This is a genomic window from Mycobacterium persicum (assembly GCF_002086675.1).
Taxonomy (GTDB): Bacteria; Actinomycetota; Actinomycetes; order Mycobacteriales; family Mycobacteriaceae; genus Mycobacterium; species Mycobacterium persicum.
In genome coordinates, this window is record NZ_MVIF01000125.1 from 1 (window position 1) to 14,352 (window position 14,352).

Sequence of the window (14,352 nt, forward strand, 5' to 3'; positions counted from 1 at the left end):
CCCCCTTATTTGCCTCATCCGCAGGAGCGCCTCCGCGCGTCGGCTACGGCGCGGGGGCTGGGCGATGTGTTGACGCGACAGCACTTGGCGACCCCGAAGTTGCCGCTGCCCGAGTTGAGGTTGCCGATGTTTCCGCCGCCAAGGTTGAGGCTGCCGAAGTTCCCGTTGCCCAGGTTGAACGAGCCCTTGTTGCCGCCACCGATGTTCCAGTCGCCGGTGTTTCCAAGACCCGTGTTGGACAACACAATCCCAAAAGGTGCTGCGGCCGGTGACGCGGCCGCCGCACCCACGGCCGACGCCGCCGCCTGACCCAGGCCCGGCAACCGGGACAACGCCTGTTGCCACGACTGCAACGCCGATGCTGCCGTCGCCGCCCCACCGTGATACCCGACCATCGCGGACACATCCGCGGCCCACATCTCCTCGTAGATTCCCTCAGCCGCGGCGATCAACGGCGCGTTCTGACCAAACACATTGGAAAGGACCAGCTTCACGAAGGCATTCCGGTTCGCGGCCACCTCGAGCGGATGAACCATGGCCGACCGCGCCGCCTCGAACGCACTCGCCACCGCCTTGGCAGACGCCGACGCTCCCACCGCCCGTGCCGAGGCCGCCTCCAAGAATCCCGCGTATGGCGCTGCCGCGGCGGTCATGGCCTCTGCGGCAGCACCCTGCCACGCCTGGCCCGTCAGCCCCGAGGTCACCGACGTGAACGACTGCGCCGCCGTGCCCAACTCCTCGGCCAACCCGTCCCAGGCTGCCGCCGCCTGCAGCATCGGTGCAGACCCCGCGCCGGTAAACATGCGCAGCGAATTGATCTCAGGGGGCAAGACAAAGAAGTTCATCAGCTAGTCCTTTCGTCCGGTCGCCACACCGCATTCCTCCCCGGGCCGCGCAACGGATGCCTGAGCTTCGGGCGACCGTCCACAGCACTACACCGGTTATCGCAGACTTTAGGAAAATCGCCGCATGAATGTGGGGAGTTCCGTCAAACTCGTTGAACATTATTGCTGACAGCAACATGGACCCAGTTCACACTCAGCCGATGAACGGGCGGGTCGCCAGCACATAGATCGCGACCACCGCCACCGGCGCCACCAACGGCAACCACGGCACCTGCAACGGAAATGACGTCGCGACCAATCCGGCTAAGGCGAATCCCGCGGCGGACACGATCGTTGGCAAACTGCCCACCACGAGACCAATGGCGTGTCGGCACACCAGATAGGCGGCTGCGCACAACCCCGACAGTGCGGCAAGCCCCTGCGACGGATCCGACATCACCAACACCGACACCGACAGCAGCACCGCAATCGTTGCCGCCGGCCGAAACGCGATCCCCGCCGCCACCGCAAGAGCGGCCGCAATCCCGACGGCGACGGCCGGCCCGTGCGCCCCGACGACGGCGGACGCCACCATCAGCAGGCCGAACAACGAGGACCCGACCCGACTGAGCTTGCCGACCTGACGGGCAGAAACGCCCATGTCAGTGCCTTCCCGCCAGCTGTCCGCGCCCCCGACGACGGCGATCGGGCAAGGTGCTCATCGACAGCTCCAACGGACGATCCCCTTGCCAGGACAGCACGTCGACACCGACGGTGGCCATGTCGCGATACATCGCGGAGCGCTGCAGCGCCCACAGCCGTACCACCAGCGGATCCTGCTCGCCCTCGAACGGAGACCCGTCGAGAACGTCGACGGCAACTACCACATGACCGCGTTTGCGCAAGTCGATGAGTGCCAGCGCGAATTCGGTGTCGAGCAAGGTGGAGAACGCGATGACAATCGCCCCGGCCGGAACGGCAGCACGCGGCGCCAATGTTCCGGTAGTCCTTTCGAACCCGTCGCCGGTGGCCAGCACGGTATCGAGCACTCGATAGAACTGGCGCTGGCCGATATCGGCGCCCAGCCACCGGGGACGGTTGCCCCCCAGCGCGACGATCCCGGCGCGGTCACCGTTGCGCAGTGCGGTCTGCACCACCTGAGCGGCGCCACGCGCGATTCGCTCGGTGGCCTCGGTCGCCGGACCCGGCGGCTGCCGATAGGTGTCGATGAGCACGACCACGTCGGCGGCGCGGTCGGTCAACCGCTGCGTCACGTGCAATCGGCCACGCCGCGCGCTGACCGCCCAATTGACGGCGCGCAGCTGGTCGCCCGGCACGTAGGGGCGAATGTCCGCGTATTCCACGCCCGGGCCGATGTGCCGGGTGAGGTGGGCACCCAGACGGTCGAGCAATTCGGTCTGCGGAATCGCCGTGGGCTGTGGCGGTGTCAGCGGAAAGACCACGATTTCGGCCGCGTCGACGGTTCCTGACCCGGTCAGCAAGCCGCCGCGTGCGACCACGTCGACCCGGGCCCGGATGGGATAGCGACCCCATCGCGGGGCCGACGCGGCGACCATTCTGGCTGTGCGGCAATCCGATTGGAGAGCATCGAGCTGCATGCCGGTGGGCGCCGAGACCGTCACCTCGATCGGCTCCGACCCGGATTGAGCGGTGGAATCCGTTGTGGCCCAAACCTTGACGTGTACCTGCTCATTCTCGAAGCAGCGCTGCGAATCCGGCTCGCCGAGCACCTGGACGGCCGGGACCGGTCGCTGCCAGTAGATAGAGCACAGCACGCCGAGCAGCGGCGCCGCGAACGCGATCAGCTGCCAGCGACCGCCGATGACGGCAGCCGCCAGCGCCGCTGCCGCACCGGTAGCGATCGCCAGCGTCAACGGTGACGCACGCCAGCGCAACTCGACTTCACGCGTCTGGATCATTCGCCCCATTGGTTCGCGGAACAGGCAAGCGGCGCAACAGTTCTCCGACGACGTCGGCGCCCTGTACCTTTCGCACCCACATCTCCGGACGCAACGTGATCCGGTGTGCGATCGACGCGGTGGCCAGCGCCTTGACGTCCTCGGGGATCACATAATCGCGCCCGAGCAGCAGGGCACGGGCACGCGCGAGTTGGACCAGGTCGAGTTCGGCACGCGGACTGGCGCCGACGGCGACCTGGGGGTGATGCCGCGTCGCGGTGGCCAGCGACACCACGTAGTGCAAGACGTCCTCGTGGACGGTCACCTGCTCGACCGATTCCCGCATCGCCAGCAGGTCGTGCAGGTCGACGACCTGGTTCACCGTCGGTTCGGCCGACCCGCGGTCGAGACGACGGCGCAGCATCGCGGTCTCGTCCCGCTCGGAGAGGTAGCGCAGCTCCAGCCGAATCGCGAACCGATCCAACTGTGCCTCGGGCAGCGGGTAGGTGCCCTCGTACTCGATCGGGTTGTCGGTGGCCAGCACGATGAACGGTGTGGGCAGCTTGTGCGTCTTGCCGTCGATGCTGACCTGGCCCTCGGCCATCGCCTCCAGCAACGCCGCCTGGGTTTTCGGCGGCGTGCGGTTGATCTCGTCGGCCATCAGCAGGTTGGTGAAAATCGGACCAGGGCGAAACTCGAAGCGGCCCGACTGCATGTCGTAGATCGTCGAGCCGAGCAGGTCGGCCGGCAGCAGATCAGGCGTGAACTGCACTCGCTTGAATTCCAGCCCCAGCGCGGCGGCGAAGGAGCGTGCGATCAGCGTCTTACCCAGACCGGGCAGGTCCTCGATGAGCACATGGCCGCGCGCCAGGACGGCGGTGAGGATCAGCGTGAGCGCGGCGCGTTTGCCCACCACGACGCGTTCGATTTCGTCGAGCACCGCCTCGCAGCGGGCCGTCGTGGTCGCAACCGGCATATTCATGATCGGGTCATGATCGAGTCACATTCGTCCTACCAGCCTCATACCAGCTCGAATTTTTCCAGGATCGCCTCGAGCGCCGCGCGGCCGGGACCGGGCTGATGCGCACCGGAACGCACGACGTTGTTGGGGTTGACCCATTCCCACAACTCGGCGCCGAACAGCATCTGGCCGGTGGCGTGAAACGCCGCCGGGTCTTTGGCCAGCCGTTGACCGGTCGCGATTTCATATCGGCGCGCCAGCATCGGACGCAAGTGCCGGTCCCAGTCCGCGCGGGTGGATTCCGACCACCGGATCGTGGTCTCGGTGCTCGACAGCCAGCGGCGCAATCCGTCGCCGAGATCGTCGTGCTCGGGCTCGACGGCCGGCGAGGATCCGCGGCCGAGGACCCGGCGGACATTGAGCAACACCAGGCCCACCGCCACACCGGAAGCCGCGAGCACGAACCGGCGATCCTGCACGATCAACCCCAGCAGCTCGATTCCGACGATGAGGCAAACACCCAGGACGACAAGCTTTTTCACAAGGCAGCTCGCTGGATGCGGGGCGCCAGTTCGTCGAGCACCAGCCGAAGGACCCGGACCGCGAGTTCGCGGTGCCCCTCGTTCATCACGTGCGGACTGAACCGAGCCTCGGCGAACAGGTTGACCAGCTGTCCGGCGTTGTCGGCACGCAGGACGCCGTGTGCGACGGCGCGGGCCAGCACCTCGGTGGGGGTGTCGAAGTCCTGAGGAACGGCACCGGGAACGTTGGCGAGCTCCCGCTCCATCGCCGCGTAGCAGGCGATGATCGCCTCCCGCGGCTCGCGATCCAGATCGGTCATCTCGGCCAATCCCAGTTCGGCCGCCCGAGCCAGCAATTCCGACCCCTCGGCCGGCCCCGGGAACTCGACGTCGTCGGCGGCGACGCTCGCCGGGGGTGCGCCGCGCCACCGCCGCCGTGCCATGACGGCTGCTGCCACGACGATCATGATCAACAGCGGAACCGTGTACGCGAGCAGGATTTCCAGGGTGTGTCCGGGATTGCCCGGCGGGTGCTGCCTCGGCGGCGCCGCGGGGCGGGGCGCCGGCGGTGGCGCGCTCTGATCCGCCGAGGGCAGCGAGGAAGCCACTTCCCGCGGCACGACCAGGCGAGCGAGCAGCGTCGCGACCAGCAGCCAGGCCACGATCACGCCCAGCCCGATGAGCAGCACCCGCCAACTCGGACGTCCCTTGCCGCCGCCGAGCATCTCGGACAGGGTCCCCGCACTGGGCGCCTCCGCGCGCGGATCGCGTAATCGCGCGATCATCGCGAACGCCATCAGCGCGACACTCGCGCTCAGGGCGACGATCACGAACGTCAGCGCCGCCCGGCCGCTACCCGGCTCCGAGCGGGAGCCGCCGTCGGCAGCCGGCAGATAGCCACGCAGGGCAGCGGCGACCAGGATCAACAGCAGGACCAGGACGACAACGCGTCCTGTCGGCTTGTCGATACCGGGCATCTGGCACACCTGCCTGCCGCCGTTGCGGCCTGGGATTTCTTCATACTGGCACGTCGAAGACCCGTGTCGCCACCAGCGGCCGAAGTTACTGCCCCGGCCGGAACGGCCGGAAGCTGCCGTCGAGAACCTCCCGGTGCCCGATCGTGCGCCCGGTGACCACGGCGGCGTCAACGAGTGCCAATTCCACTGCCGCCCTGGCGAATTCATCGGCCGGGGCGGTGTCGTCGAATTCCCGGGCGTAGTAGGCCAACCCCGGAGTGAGGATGGGTTTCGACGGCGCCAGCGCGTTGACCGCGATGTTGTGGCCGGCGAGATCGAAGGCCGCGCACTGGGTGCGATGCTCGAGCGCCGCCTTGGCTCCGCCGTATCCGGGCAGCACCCCGCCGCTGCGATCCGGATACGGCCCGTCGCCGGGTAACCGGGAGGCCACCGAGGTGATGTTGACGACCCAGCCGCCACCCGCCGCGACCATGTCGGGACAGGCGAGTTGCATCAACTCGTAGGCAGCGAACACCGAGATCTCGAAGTGCCGGCGATAGGCGGCCAACGGGATACTGAGGAAACCGGGCCAGCCGGGTTTGCCGTCGGTCGGCCTGACCGGCTTGGCGTGCGGTTGCGCGCCCGGCACCGGCGGGCGACCGGGCGCGGTGAACGCCGCATTGTTGACCAGGATCGTGATCGGCCCCAACGCATCTCGCGCTTGGGTCACCAGCCGTGCGACGTCGTCGCGCTCGGTCAGGTCGGCCCGCACCGCGATCGCGCGTCCGCCTGCCGCCTCGATATCGGCCACGGTTTCGCCGATGGTCCCCGGCAGCCGGTCGTCCCACACCTGCTCGGTGCGCCCGGCGACGGCCACCGCCGCGCCCTCGGCCGCCAATGCCAACGCGATGGCACGGCCCAATCCGCGGCTGGCGCCGGTGACGAGCGCGCCGCGGCCGGCCAGCCGCCGCGTCACCGGGTCACCCCGTGCACCAGGATCGCGGCGGTCTGATCCACCCATGTGTCGTCGAGCTTCTCGTCCGGGCGCAGCAGCATTCGCAGCATCGTGGCTCCCCCGATCAGTTCGATCAACCGGTCCGGGTCGACGTCGGGATGCGCCTCACCGCGTTCGACAGCCTCCCGCAACCGCGCCCGCACGGCGACGAACAGGTCGGTGAACCGTGACATCACCCGGGCGTTGAGCTCGGCATCGGCGGTCATATCGGCCACCAGGCCGGGCAACGCGGCCCGTACCACCGGGGTGGTGAACACGTCGCGGGTGGCGGCGAGCATCATCGCGATGTCGGCGGCGATATCGCCGGCCGGAGCCTGCAATGCCGTGGGGGCCGCCGGGAATGCTGCCTCGTGGACCAGTTCGGCCTTACTCGACCAGCGCCGGTACAACGCCGATTTCGTGGTCCCGGCACGTTCGGCGACCGCGGCCAGGCTCAGGTTCGAATAGCCGATCTGCACAAGCAATTCCGCGGTCGCCGCCAAGATCGCCGAATCGATGCGCGGGTCGCGGGGCCGGCCGGCGCCCGGGGCCTTGTCAAGGGAGGACGGGTCTGCTTTCATAACGCTACCTACCGTATCGTAATTATCGCGGGAAGGAAGACCTGTGACCAACGAACCGGCGATTGGGGACATCGACCGCCTGCAGCGCTCGAGTCGTGACGTCACCACCCTGCCGGCGGTGATGTCGCGATGGCTGTCGACCGTGTTGCCCGGCGGCGCCGCACCCCAGGTGAGCGTGGAAAGCGGCGTCGATTCCACCGGCATGTCGTCGGAAACCATCATTGTGACCGCGTGCTGGCGTCAGGACGGCCAACCCATCGAGCAGAAACTGGTGGTCCGGGTGGCGCCCGCGGCCACCGATGTGCCGGTGTTCCCCACCTATCGACTCGACCACCAATTCGAGGTGATACGGCGAGTTGGCGAACTGACCGACGTCCCGGTCCCCAACGTGCGCTGGATCGAGCCCACCGGGGACGTGCTCGGAACTCCGTTCTTCCTGATGGATTACGTCGACGGCGTGGTGCCGCCCGACGTGATGCCCTACACCTTCGGCAACAACTGGTTCGCCGACGCCGCGGCCGAGCGTCAGCGCGAACTACAGGACGCCACGGTGGCAGTGCTGGCCACGCTGCATTCGATCCCCGACGCCGAGAACACCTTTGGATTTCTGGCCAAGGACTTCCCCGGCGACACCGCGCTGCGCAGGCATGTCAACTGGGTTCGCGCCTGGTACGACTTCGCGGTACCCGACATCGGCCGATCTCCGTTGCTGGAGCGGACGTTCGCCTGGCTCGACGACAACTGGCCGCACGAAGCGGATGCGCGCCAACCGGTGCTCCTGTGGGGGGACGCCCGGGTGGGCAACGTCATGTATCGCGACTTTCGTCCGGTGGCGGTGCTGGACTGGGAAATGGTCACGCTGGGTCCCCGCGAACTCGATGTCGCCTGGATGATCTACGCGCACCTCGTCTTTCAGGAGCTGGCCGCCCTGGCGACGCTGCCTGGGCTGCCCGAAGTGATGCGCGAAGCCGACGTCCGGGCCACCTATGAGCGCCTTACCGGCGCCGAACTTGGCGACCTGCATTGGTTTTACGTGTATTCGGGTGTCATGTGGGCCTGTGTGTTCATGCGTACCGGCGCGCGCCGCATTCACTTCGGTGAGATCGACAGACCCGACAACGTCGAATCGCTGTTCTACCACGCCGTTTTGATGAAGCGCCTTATCGGAGAGGACGACTGATGATCGGGCCACTCGACGAATATCCGGTGCACCAACTTCCCCAGCCGATCGCCTGGCCGGGTTCCTCCGACCGCAACTTCTATGACCGCTCCTACTTCAACGCCCACGACCGCACCGGAAACATCTTTGTGATCAGCGGTATCGGCTACTACCCCAACCTCGGAGTAAAGGACGCATTCCTGCTAATCAGGCGCGGGGATACCCAAACGGCGGTACATCTTTCCGACGCTATCGACCAGAACCGGCTGCGCCAGCACGTCAACGGCTATCGCATCGAGGTCGTCGAGCCGCTGCGCAAGCTGCGCCTTGTCCTGGACGAAACCGAAGGCATCGCAGCCGATCTCACCTGGCAGGGGTTGTTCGACGTCGTCCGGGAACAGCCGCACATACTGCGGTCCGGCAACCGGGTGACGCTGAATGCGCAACGGTTCGCCCAGCTGGGCAGCTGGAGCGGCCGGATAGCGATCGACGGCGAAGAGATCGCGGTAGACCCCGCCACCTGGATCGGCAGCCGCGACCGGTCCTGGGGCATCCGGCCGATCGGTGAGCCCGAGCCGGCCGGCCGGCCCGCCGATCCGCCATTCGAGGGAATGTGGTGGCTGTACCTGCCGATGGCGTTCGACGCTTTCGCGGTCGTGCTGATCATTCAGGAGGAGCCGAACGGATTCCGCTCGCTCAACGACTGCACCCGGGTGTGGCGCGACGGCCGCGTCGAGCAGCTGGGCTGGCCACGGGTCACAATCCACTACCGCTCCGGCACGCGGATCCCCACCGGGGCCACCATCGACGCGACGGCACCCGACGGCGCCCCGGTGCATTTCGACGTGGAGTCCAAGCTGCCGGTGCCGATCCACGTCGGCGGCGGCTACGGCGGCGATTCCGACTGGCTGCACGGCATGTGGAAGGGCGAGAAATTCGTCGAGCGGCTGACCTACGACATGACCGATCCGGCGATCATCGCCCGGTCCGGCTTCGGCGTCATCGACCACGTCGGCCGTGCGATGTGCCGCGACGGCGAGGCCGAACCGGTAGAGGGCTGGGGTTTGTACGAGCACGGCGCGCTGGGACGCCACGACCCGTCGGGGTTCGCCGACTGGCTGACGGTTGCACCGTAAGCGCGCCGTAACGGGGCGCCGGCCACCGCACCCCGACGTCAATGCCGATGTCGTGCTGTCGGCTGTCGGGGCTCAACGGTAGTCAGTCGGGCCCGGTCACATCAGTCACTCGAGTCACCCGGCGTCGGGGTGTTGGTTTTTCCGACGGATCCGCCGAAATGCGGTTGACTGGAGGACGTGACAAACCCACGCTGGATTGTCGACGTGGTCATAGTCGGTGCCGGCTTCGCCGGACTGGCGGCAGCCCGCGACCTGGCCGGTCAGGGTCATGACGTGCTGGTCTTCGAAGGCCGCGACCGCGTCGGCGGCCGATCCCTCACCGGCAACGTCGCGGGATTACCGGCGGACATGGGCGGCACGTTCGTCGGACCCACGCAAAACCAGGTCCTGGCCCTGGCCGACGAGCTGCGAGTTCCGACCATCCCGACCTACCACGACGGCAAGAACGTGATCCACTGGCGGGGCGCGGTGCGCCCGTACAGTGGCACGATCCCGAGGCTTTCGCTGGCCGGACTGCTCGACATCGCGCGGTTACGCTGGCAATTTGAGCGGCTTGCCCGCGCCGTGCCGATATCGGCGCCCTGGGATGCGCCGCGAGCGCGCCAACTCGACGGCGTGTCACTGCGTCAGTGGTTGCGCGCGGTGCGCGCCACCGCGTCGTCACACGACCTGATGGCCATCATGGCCCGGGTGACCTGGGGTTGCGAACCCGAAGACGTCTCCATGCTGCACGCCACCCGCTATGTGCGCGCGGCCGGCGGCCTGGACCGGCTCCTGGACGTCGAAAACGGCGCCCAACAAGATCGGTTCGCGGGCGGCACCCAGCAGATCGCCGACCTGGCGGCGGCCGAGCTGGGAAACCGGGTGGTGCTGGATGCCCCGGTGCGTCGCATCGACCGGCACGGCGCGGGTGTGACCGTCACGTCGGATCAGGGACATGCCGAAGCTGGGTTCGTCATCGTGGCGATCCCGCCCGCACACCGTGCGGCCATCGAGTTCGATCCCCCGCTGCCGCCGCAATACCTGGAACTCGCCCGGCATTGGCCGCAGGGTCGGTTGAGCAAGGCCTACGCCGCCTATTCCACGCCGTTCTGGCGAGCCAACGGATTCTCCGGCCAGGCCCTGTCCGACAACGGCCCGGTGTTCATCACCTTCGATGTCAGCCCACATGACGACGGGCCGGGCATCCTCATGGGTTTCGTCGATGCCCGCGCATTCGACTCGCTGCCCACCGAGCAGCGTCGCCGCGACACGTTGCGGTGTTTCGCATCGCTGTTCGGCGACCAAGCGCTCAAGCCTCTCGACTACGCCGACTACCGTTGGGGCAGCGAACAATTCGCGCCAGGCGGTCCCACCGCCGCGGTGCCGCCCGGTTCCTGGACCAAATACGGGCGGTTGCTGCGCGAACCGGTTGGGCCGATTCACTGGGCCGGCACGGAAACCGCGGATGAATGGACCGGCTATTTGGAGGGCGCCGTCAGGTCCGGTCGCCGTGCGGCCACCGAAGTGTCCGCACGGCTATGAGCTGATCCGCCGGACGGCGGAATTGCGCGTGACCGATTCGGCCAGGGTGCGCAAATGGCGGTTGACCTCGTGGTGCTGTTCCAGCATCGAGCAGTGGCCGCCCGGCAACTCGACGAGATCGAAGACATTGGGTGCGGCACTGGCAATTTTGCGGGACTGACTGATCGGCGTCAGCCGGTCACGCTTGCTGCCGATCACCAGGGTCGGCACCGTCAAACCGTCGAGGTTGATATGCCGGGGCCCCAGTTCCTGCACGAGCATCCGTGCACAGCCGCCGCGCCCTGCCGGTGAGGTCTGCGTGAACAGCTCGTAGACCAGCCGCGCGGTGCTCGGGTGGGCATCGGCCCCGACGGCCATCATTGCGACCATGAGCTGGGTCGGTATCCGGACCGCGCCCGGTATCCGAAATCCCCCGAACGCGTTGATCAAGCCGCGGCCGGCCAGTACTCGTGCCGCCGACAATTCCCGTGGCACCGACAGCAACTTCACCTTGCTGAGCAGGTCGCCGGTGGTCGTGTTGATCAAGGCGACCGCGTCGGCACGTCGGAGTACCTTGTGGCGATAGCGTTCCGACCAGGCCGAGATGGTGATCCCGCCCATCGAATGCCCGGCGATCAACGCCCGCTCGTGCGGGGCCAGCGTCGCGTCCAACACCGAATCCAGGTCGGAGGCAAGGTGTTTGAGGGTGTAACTGCCGCGCCGCGGAATGCCGCTGTTCCCGTGTCCGCGGTGGTCGAAAGCGATCACCCGATAGTCGGTGGCCAGGTCGGCGATCTGATACGCCCACACCCGGATGGAGCAGACGAAGCCATGCGTCAAGACGATCGGATAGCCGTCCGGCGGCCCGAACACCTGGGTGTGCAACGGAGTACCGTCGGCCGCGCGAACGGTCAAGCTGCGACTGGGCGGCAACGCATCGGGCAACTGGTTCGGCACACTGCCGCGGGTGGACTTCATCGCCGCTCCCCCTTCGAACGCGGCTTCGTCGCCGCCCTCCGGATGCAGCCGAGTTTACCTGACGGTAATGTGGGGCCGGTCACATTTGCGTGAACACGATCTGGTAACGACGCTGAGCAGCCCACATTTCCGGATCGCGCGGGTGTGAGACGCTGACATCGTGTCCCAGATGTCCCGCCGGGGGTTCTTGGCGGCAACGGCGGGTTTGGGCTGCGTCGTCGGGTCCGGGGTAACGGCCGGGTGCGCCAAGACAGCGCCTCCGGACCACCAAGCGGTGCTGGTCATCGGCGCCGGAATGGCGGGGTTGGCCGCGGCCCGCAGTCTTGCCGACGCGGGTTGGCCGGTGCAAGTGATCGAAGCCCGCAATCGGATTGGCGGCCGGGTGAACACCACCCGCGACTGGGGTCCGCCACTGGAAATGGGCGCGTCGTGGATTCACGGCACGACAAACAACCCGCTGGCGGAGTTGGCGCGCAAAGTACAGGCGCAATTCGCGCCGACCGACTACAACCAAGCGGCCAAGCTGGTGATCGATCCGCGCCTAGGGCCCGTCGAGTACCGCCAGGCAACCTGGCGGGCGCTGGTAGGGCAGGCTCGCGACGAGGTCGACGGCGGCAGTCTGGGCGCCGCCCTCGACGCCCAGGCGGAGCGCGACGAGTTGTCCGATAGCGAACGCGCCCAATTGGCCTACTACGTCAACACCGAAATCGAAGACGAGTACGCCGCGGATGCAGACCAGCTCTCCGCCACGACGTTCGACAAAGGCACGTACACCGGCGGACCGCAGGTGGTCATCACCAGCGGATACGATGCCGTGCCACGCTCACTGGCCGACGGGCTTCCCGTCGTCCTCAATACCGCGGTCACAGCGGTGGTGCGACAAGGCAATTCGGTGATCGTGCGAGCCGGTGACCGGTCCTTCGAAGGACCCGCCGCGATCCTCACCGTTCCGCTCGGCGTGCTGCAAGCCGGAGCGATAACCTTCGATCCGCCGCTTCCGGATGGACACGCACACTCCTTGCGGGCGTTGGGATTTGGCGTGCTGTCCAAGAGCTACTTCCGCTTCGCGCAACGGACCTGGGACCTGGAAAACGCGTTCTACCAATTCCTGGGCGCAGACACCGGGATGTGGGCGCAATGGCTGACGTTGCCGGCCGCCGCCGGACCGATCGTGTTGGCTTTCAACGCCGGTCACCGCGGCCGGCACGTGGAGTCCTCGGCACCCGGTGAGTTGATGGCCTCCGCGCTGCCCATCGCCCGGCAGTTGTTCGGCACTGACGTCGCGCTCGTCGACGTCAAATCGTCGACCTGGACCGTCGATCCCTATGCCCTTGGCTCGTACTCGTTTCACGCGCCGGGCTCCGGTCTCGACGATCGCCGCCGGCTGCAGGAACCGATCGGTGACCGGCTTTACCTCGCCGGCGAGGCTGTCGGCGAAGACAATCCCGCCACCGTGCACGGCGCCTTGCTCAGCGGCCGACACGCCGCGGCCGAATTGATGCGCCGGCTGCAATGACGTTGCCGGGATGCCCGGTCAGTAGTCTTCCAGCGCGGCCACGTTGCGCCAACTCGGCCACGTCGTCTCCCAGATCCGATGGATTCGACCGTTGCGGTACGCGGCGATGAGCACAACCTCTATTCGGGTCGGCTGTTCGCCGGGGCGAGACGTGGTAATCCACAACCGTCCCGCGACCTTGTCGGCGGCCGCCACCCACGCCTGCTCGTCGTACTCGACCGCGTAGCTGATGTCGGTGGCATAGACGTTGCGGTGGCTGTCGCGGAATTCGGTGAAACTCTGACTCAGCCCGTCGGAGTACATCACGAAGTCGGGGTCGTAGTAGTGCTCGAAGAGATCAGCGTTCTTGGCCACGACCACCCGGTCGAACATCTCGCGAAGCAGCGCCACCGACACCGGCCGATCGTATCCGGGTTCGGAACTGCGACGACTGCCCGCCGCCCGGCTCACGCGGGAAGCTCTTGTGCGCCGCGATCAATGTTGTGGAACTGCGCGCAGGGCTGTTTTGCCCCCAGCATGAAGGGCAACGCCTTCGCCCCGAATCCCAGCTTCGCCGAAAGCCGGGCGAAGAAGCCGCGTTCCACCACCACGGGCAGCACCTCGAAGGTGGCGAGATCGATATAGTAGGTCGCCGTTTGGCCGATGCCCTCGAAATCGTGGTTCAACGCAATCGAGAGCTTCCGCATCGACTCATCGAGGCAAGCGGCCACCACGTCGGTCATCAGCACGTACTCCGGCACCGGCACCAGGTTCTTCAGCATCCGGTGCACGAGAATGACATCGAAGCCGGCGAGTTCGACCCGCCGCTTGACCTTCTGTTCGGCGACGTCGCCTTCGTGAGTGACGAACTTGAGCGATAAATTGCCCAGTTGCGAACAGCTCGCGCAGTCGCAGGCGATGTCTTTCTTGAGCCTTTCCCGCCGCGCCAGGAAGGCTTGCCGCATGGTTGTTATCCGCTCGCACACAACGACTTTCGGGTTTCCGCCGGGCGCCCAGAAGAACGCCGCATCGCCCTCCAGCTTGGCCAGCTTGAGACCGTTACCGGCGTCGATCACCGCTTCGAGCAACTCTGCCACCGTCTGCTGCGCGTGGACCAGATGCATGCGGTTCCACGTCATGTAGCGCGTGTATCCGCCGATATCGGCAATGAGCAACACGGCGCGCCTAACGGCCATGAAATTAAGATTTTAGCGGTCTGACCCGACACAGTCGATGCTGCGGCTTGACTCACGAAAAGTGCCCGCGAAACACCCTCGGTGCCTCACATAAGAATGCCCGCGAAACGGTGACCGTCGTCAGGCATG

Annotated in this window: 14 protein-coding genes and 1 pseudogene; 4 read left to right on the plus strand and 11 right to left on the minus strand. The window is 66.9% G+C overall.

Translation table 11 applies throughout. The features are described 5' to 3' along the window. Positions 1-92: 92 nt before the first annotated feature. From BST40_RS25020 to BST40_RS25055, 8 genes and pseudogenes are all read right to left on the minus strand, one after another. Positions 93-845: pseudogene (locus BST40_RS25020) on the minus strand (PPE family protein); the annotation flags it as partial. Between the two features lie 193 nt (positions 846-1,038). Then, on the minus strand, positions 1,039-1,485 hold the full coding sequence (locus BST40_RS25025; protein WP_075548878.1) for a hypothetical protein: 447 nt from the start codon (positions 1,483-1,485) through the stop codon (positions 1,039-1,041). A 1-nt stretch (position 1,486) separates the two neighbouring features. Then, positions 1,487-2,764: a DUF58 domain-containing protein gene (locus tag BST40_RS25030; RefSeq protein WP_075548922.1), complete on the minus strand. Its 1,278-nt coding sequence runs from the start codon at positions 2,762-2,764 to the stop codon at positions 1,487-1,489. Beyond that, positions 2,748-3,725, minus strand: a complete 978-nt coding sequence (locus BST40_RS25035; protein WP_075548879.1) for an AAA family ATPase — start codon at positions 3,723-3,725, stop codon at positions 2,748-2,750. Before BST40_RS25035 ends, BST40_RS25030 begins: the two co-directional genes overlap by 17 nt. A 38-nt stretch (positions 3,726-3,763) precedes the next feature. After that, positions 3,764-4,246: a hypothetical protein gene (locus BST40_RS25040; RefSeq protein WP_075548880.1), complete on the minus strand. Its 483-nt coding sequence runs from the start codon at positions 4,244-4,246 to the stop codon at positions 3,764-3,766. Then, complete coding sequence (locus BST40_RS25045) at positions 4,243-5,202, minus strand: DUF4129 domain-containing protein (protein WP_083156084.1); 960 nt, start codon at positions 5,200-5,202, stop codon at positions 4,243-4,245. Before BST40_RS25045 ends, BST40_RS25040 begins: the two co-directional genes overlap by 4 nt. Before the next feature lie 85 nt (positions 5,203-5,287). Beyond that, on the minus strand, positions 5,288-6,157 hold the full coding sequence (locus tag BST40_RS25050; protein WP_083156086.1) for an SDR family NAD(P)-dependent oxidoreductase: 870 nt from the start codon (positions 6,155-6,157) through the stop codon (positions 5,288-5,290). Continuing rightward, positions 6,154-6,756 (minus strand): TetR/AcrR family transcriptional regulator, encoded by a 603-nt coding sequence (locus tag BST40_RS25055; protein ID WP_075548883.1) that lies wholly within the window; start codon positions 6,754-6,756, stop codon positions 6,154-6,156. The genes BST40_RS25050 and BST40_RS25055 overlap by 4 nt, the downstream gene beginning before the upstream one ends. A gap of 43 nt (positions 6,757-6,799) precedes the next feature. On the opposite strand from BST40_RS25055, the gene BST40_RS25060 reads away from it, so the two are divergent. The 3 genes from BST40_RS25060 (at position 6,800) to BST40_RS25070 (ending at position 10,575) form a co-directional block, all read left to right on the plus strand. Next, on the plus strand, positions 6,800-7,936 hold the full coding sequence (locus tag BST40_RS25060) for a phosphotransferase family protein (protein ID WP_075548884.1): 1,137 nt from the start codon (positions 6,800-6,802) through the stop codon (positions 7,934-7,936). Further along, on the plus strand, positions 7,936-9,051 hold the full coding sequence (locus tag BST40_RS25065; protein WP_075548885.1) for an Rv3169 family protein: 1,116 nt from the start codon (positions 7,936-7,938) through the stop codon (positions 9,049-9,051). Before BST40_RS25060 ends, BST40_RS25065 begins: the two co-directional genes overlap by 1 nt. Positions 9,052-9,228: 177 nt before the next feature. Continuing rightward, positions 9,229-10,575, plus strand: a complete 1,347-nt coding sequence (locus tag BST40_RS25070; protein WP_075548886.1) for a flavin monoamine oxidase family protein — start codon at positions 9,229-9,231, stop codon at positions 10,573-10,575. Here the strand turns inward: BST40_RS25070 and BST40_RS25075 are convergent. After that, positions 10,570-11,532 carry an alpha/beta fold hydrolase gene (locus BST40_RS25075; RefSeq protein WP_075548887.1) on the minus strand — a complete coding sequence of 321 codons (963 nt, stop codon included), beginning with the start codon at positions 11,530-11,532 and terminating at the stop codon, positions 10,570-10,572. The two genes, BST40_RS25070 and BST40_RS25075, sit on opposite strands and share 6 nt — an antisense overlap. A 160-nt stretch (positions 11,533-11,692) precedes the next feature. Between BST40_RS25075 and BST40_RS25080 the strand changes: the two genes are divergently transcribed. Continuing rightward, positions 11,693-13,048 (plus strand): flavin monoamine oxidase family protein, encoded by a 1,356-nt coding sequence (locus tag BST40_RS25080; protein ID WP_167381710.1) that lies wholly within the window; start codon positions 11,693-11,695, stop codon positions 13,046-13,048. An 18-nt stretch (positions 13,049-13,066) separates the two neighbouring features. On the opposite strand, the gene BST40_RS25085 is transcribed toward BST40_RS25080, so the two are convergent. Both BST40_RS25085 and BST40_RS25090 read right to left on the minus strand, forming a co-directional pair. After that, the gene (locus tag BST40_RS25085; RefSeq protein ID WP_075548924.1) at positions 13,067-13,444 is read right to left on the minus strand and encodes a nuclear transport factor 2 family protein; all 378 of its coding nucleotides are present in this window, start codon (positions 13,442-13,444) and stop codon (positions 13,067-13,069) included. 50 nt (positions 13,445-13,494) lie between these two features. Then, positions 13,495-14,223: a DUF2652 domain-containing protein gene (locus BST40_RS25090; protein ID WP_075548888.1), complete on the minus strand. Its 729-nt coding sequence runs from the start codon at positions 14,221-14,223 to the stop codon at positions 13,495-13,497. Between the last annotated feature and the right edge of the window lie 129 nt (positions 14,224-14,352).

What these genes read in the sequence shown, in the direction of transcription:
- BST40_RS25025 (WP_075548878.1), bottom strand. Translation starts at nt 1,485, where the DNA reads ATGGGCGTTTCTGCCCGTCAGGTCGGCAAGCTCAGTCGGGTCGGGTCC.
- BST40_RS25030 (WP_075548922.1), bottom strand. Translation starts at nt 2,764, where the DNA reads ATGATCCAGACGCGTGAAGTCGAGTTGCGCTGGCGTGCGTCACCGTTG.
- BST40_RS25035 (WP_075548879.1), bottom strand. Translation starts at nt 3,725, where the DNA reads ATGAATATGCCGGTTGCGACCACGACGGCCCGCTGCGAGGCGGTGCTC.
- BST40_RS25045 (WP_083156084.1), bottom strand. Translation starts at nt 5,202, where the DNA reads ATGCCCGGTATCGACAAGCCGACAGGACGCGTTGTCGTCCTGGTCCTG.
- BST40_RS25055 (WP_075548883.1), bottom strand. Translation starts at nt 6,756, where the DNA reads ATGAAAGCAGACCCGTCCTCCCTTGACAAGGCCCCGGGCGCCGGCCGG.
- BST40_RS25065 (WP_075548885.1), top strand. Translation starts at nt 7,936, where the DNA reads ATGATCGGGCCACTCGACGAATATCCGGTGCACCAACTTCCCCAGCCG.
- BST40_RS25075 (WP_075548887.1), bottom strand. Translation starts at nt 11,532, where the DNA reads ATGAAGTCCACCCGCGGCAGTGTGCCGAACCAGTTGCCCGATGCGTTG.
- BST40_RS25090 (WP_075548888.1), bottom strand. Translation starts at nt 14,223, where the DNA reads ATGGCCGTTAGGCGCGCCGTGTTGCTCATTGCCGATATCGGCGGATAC.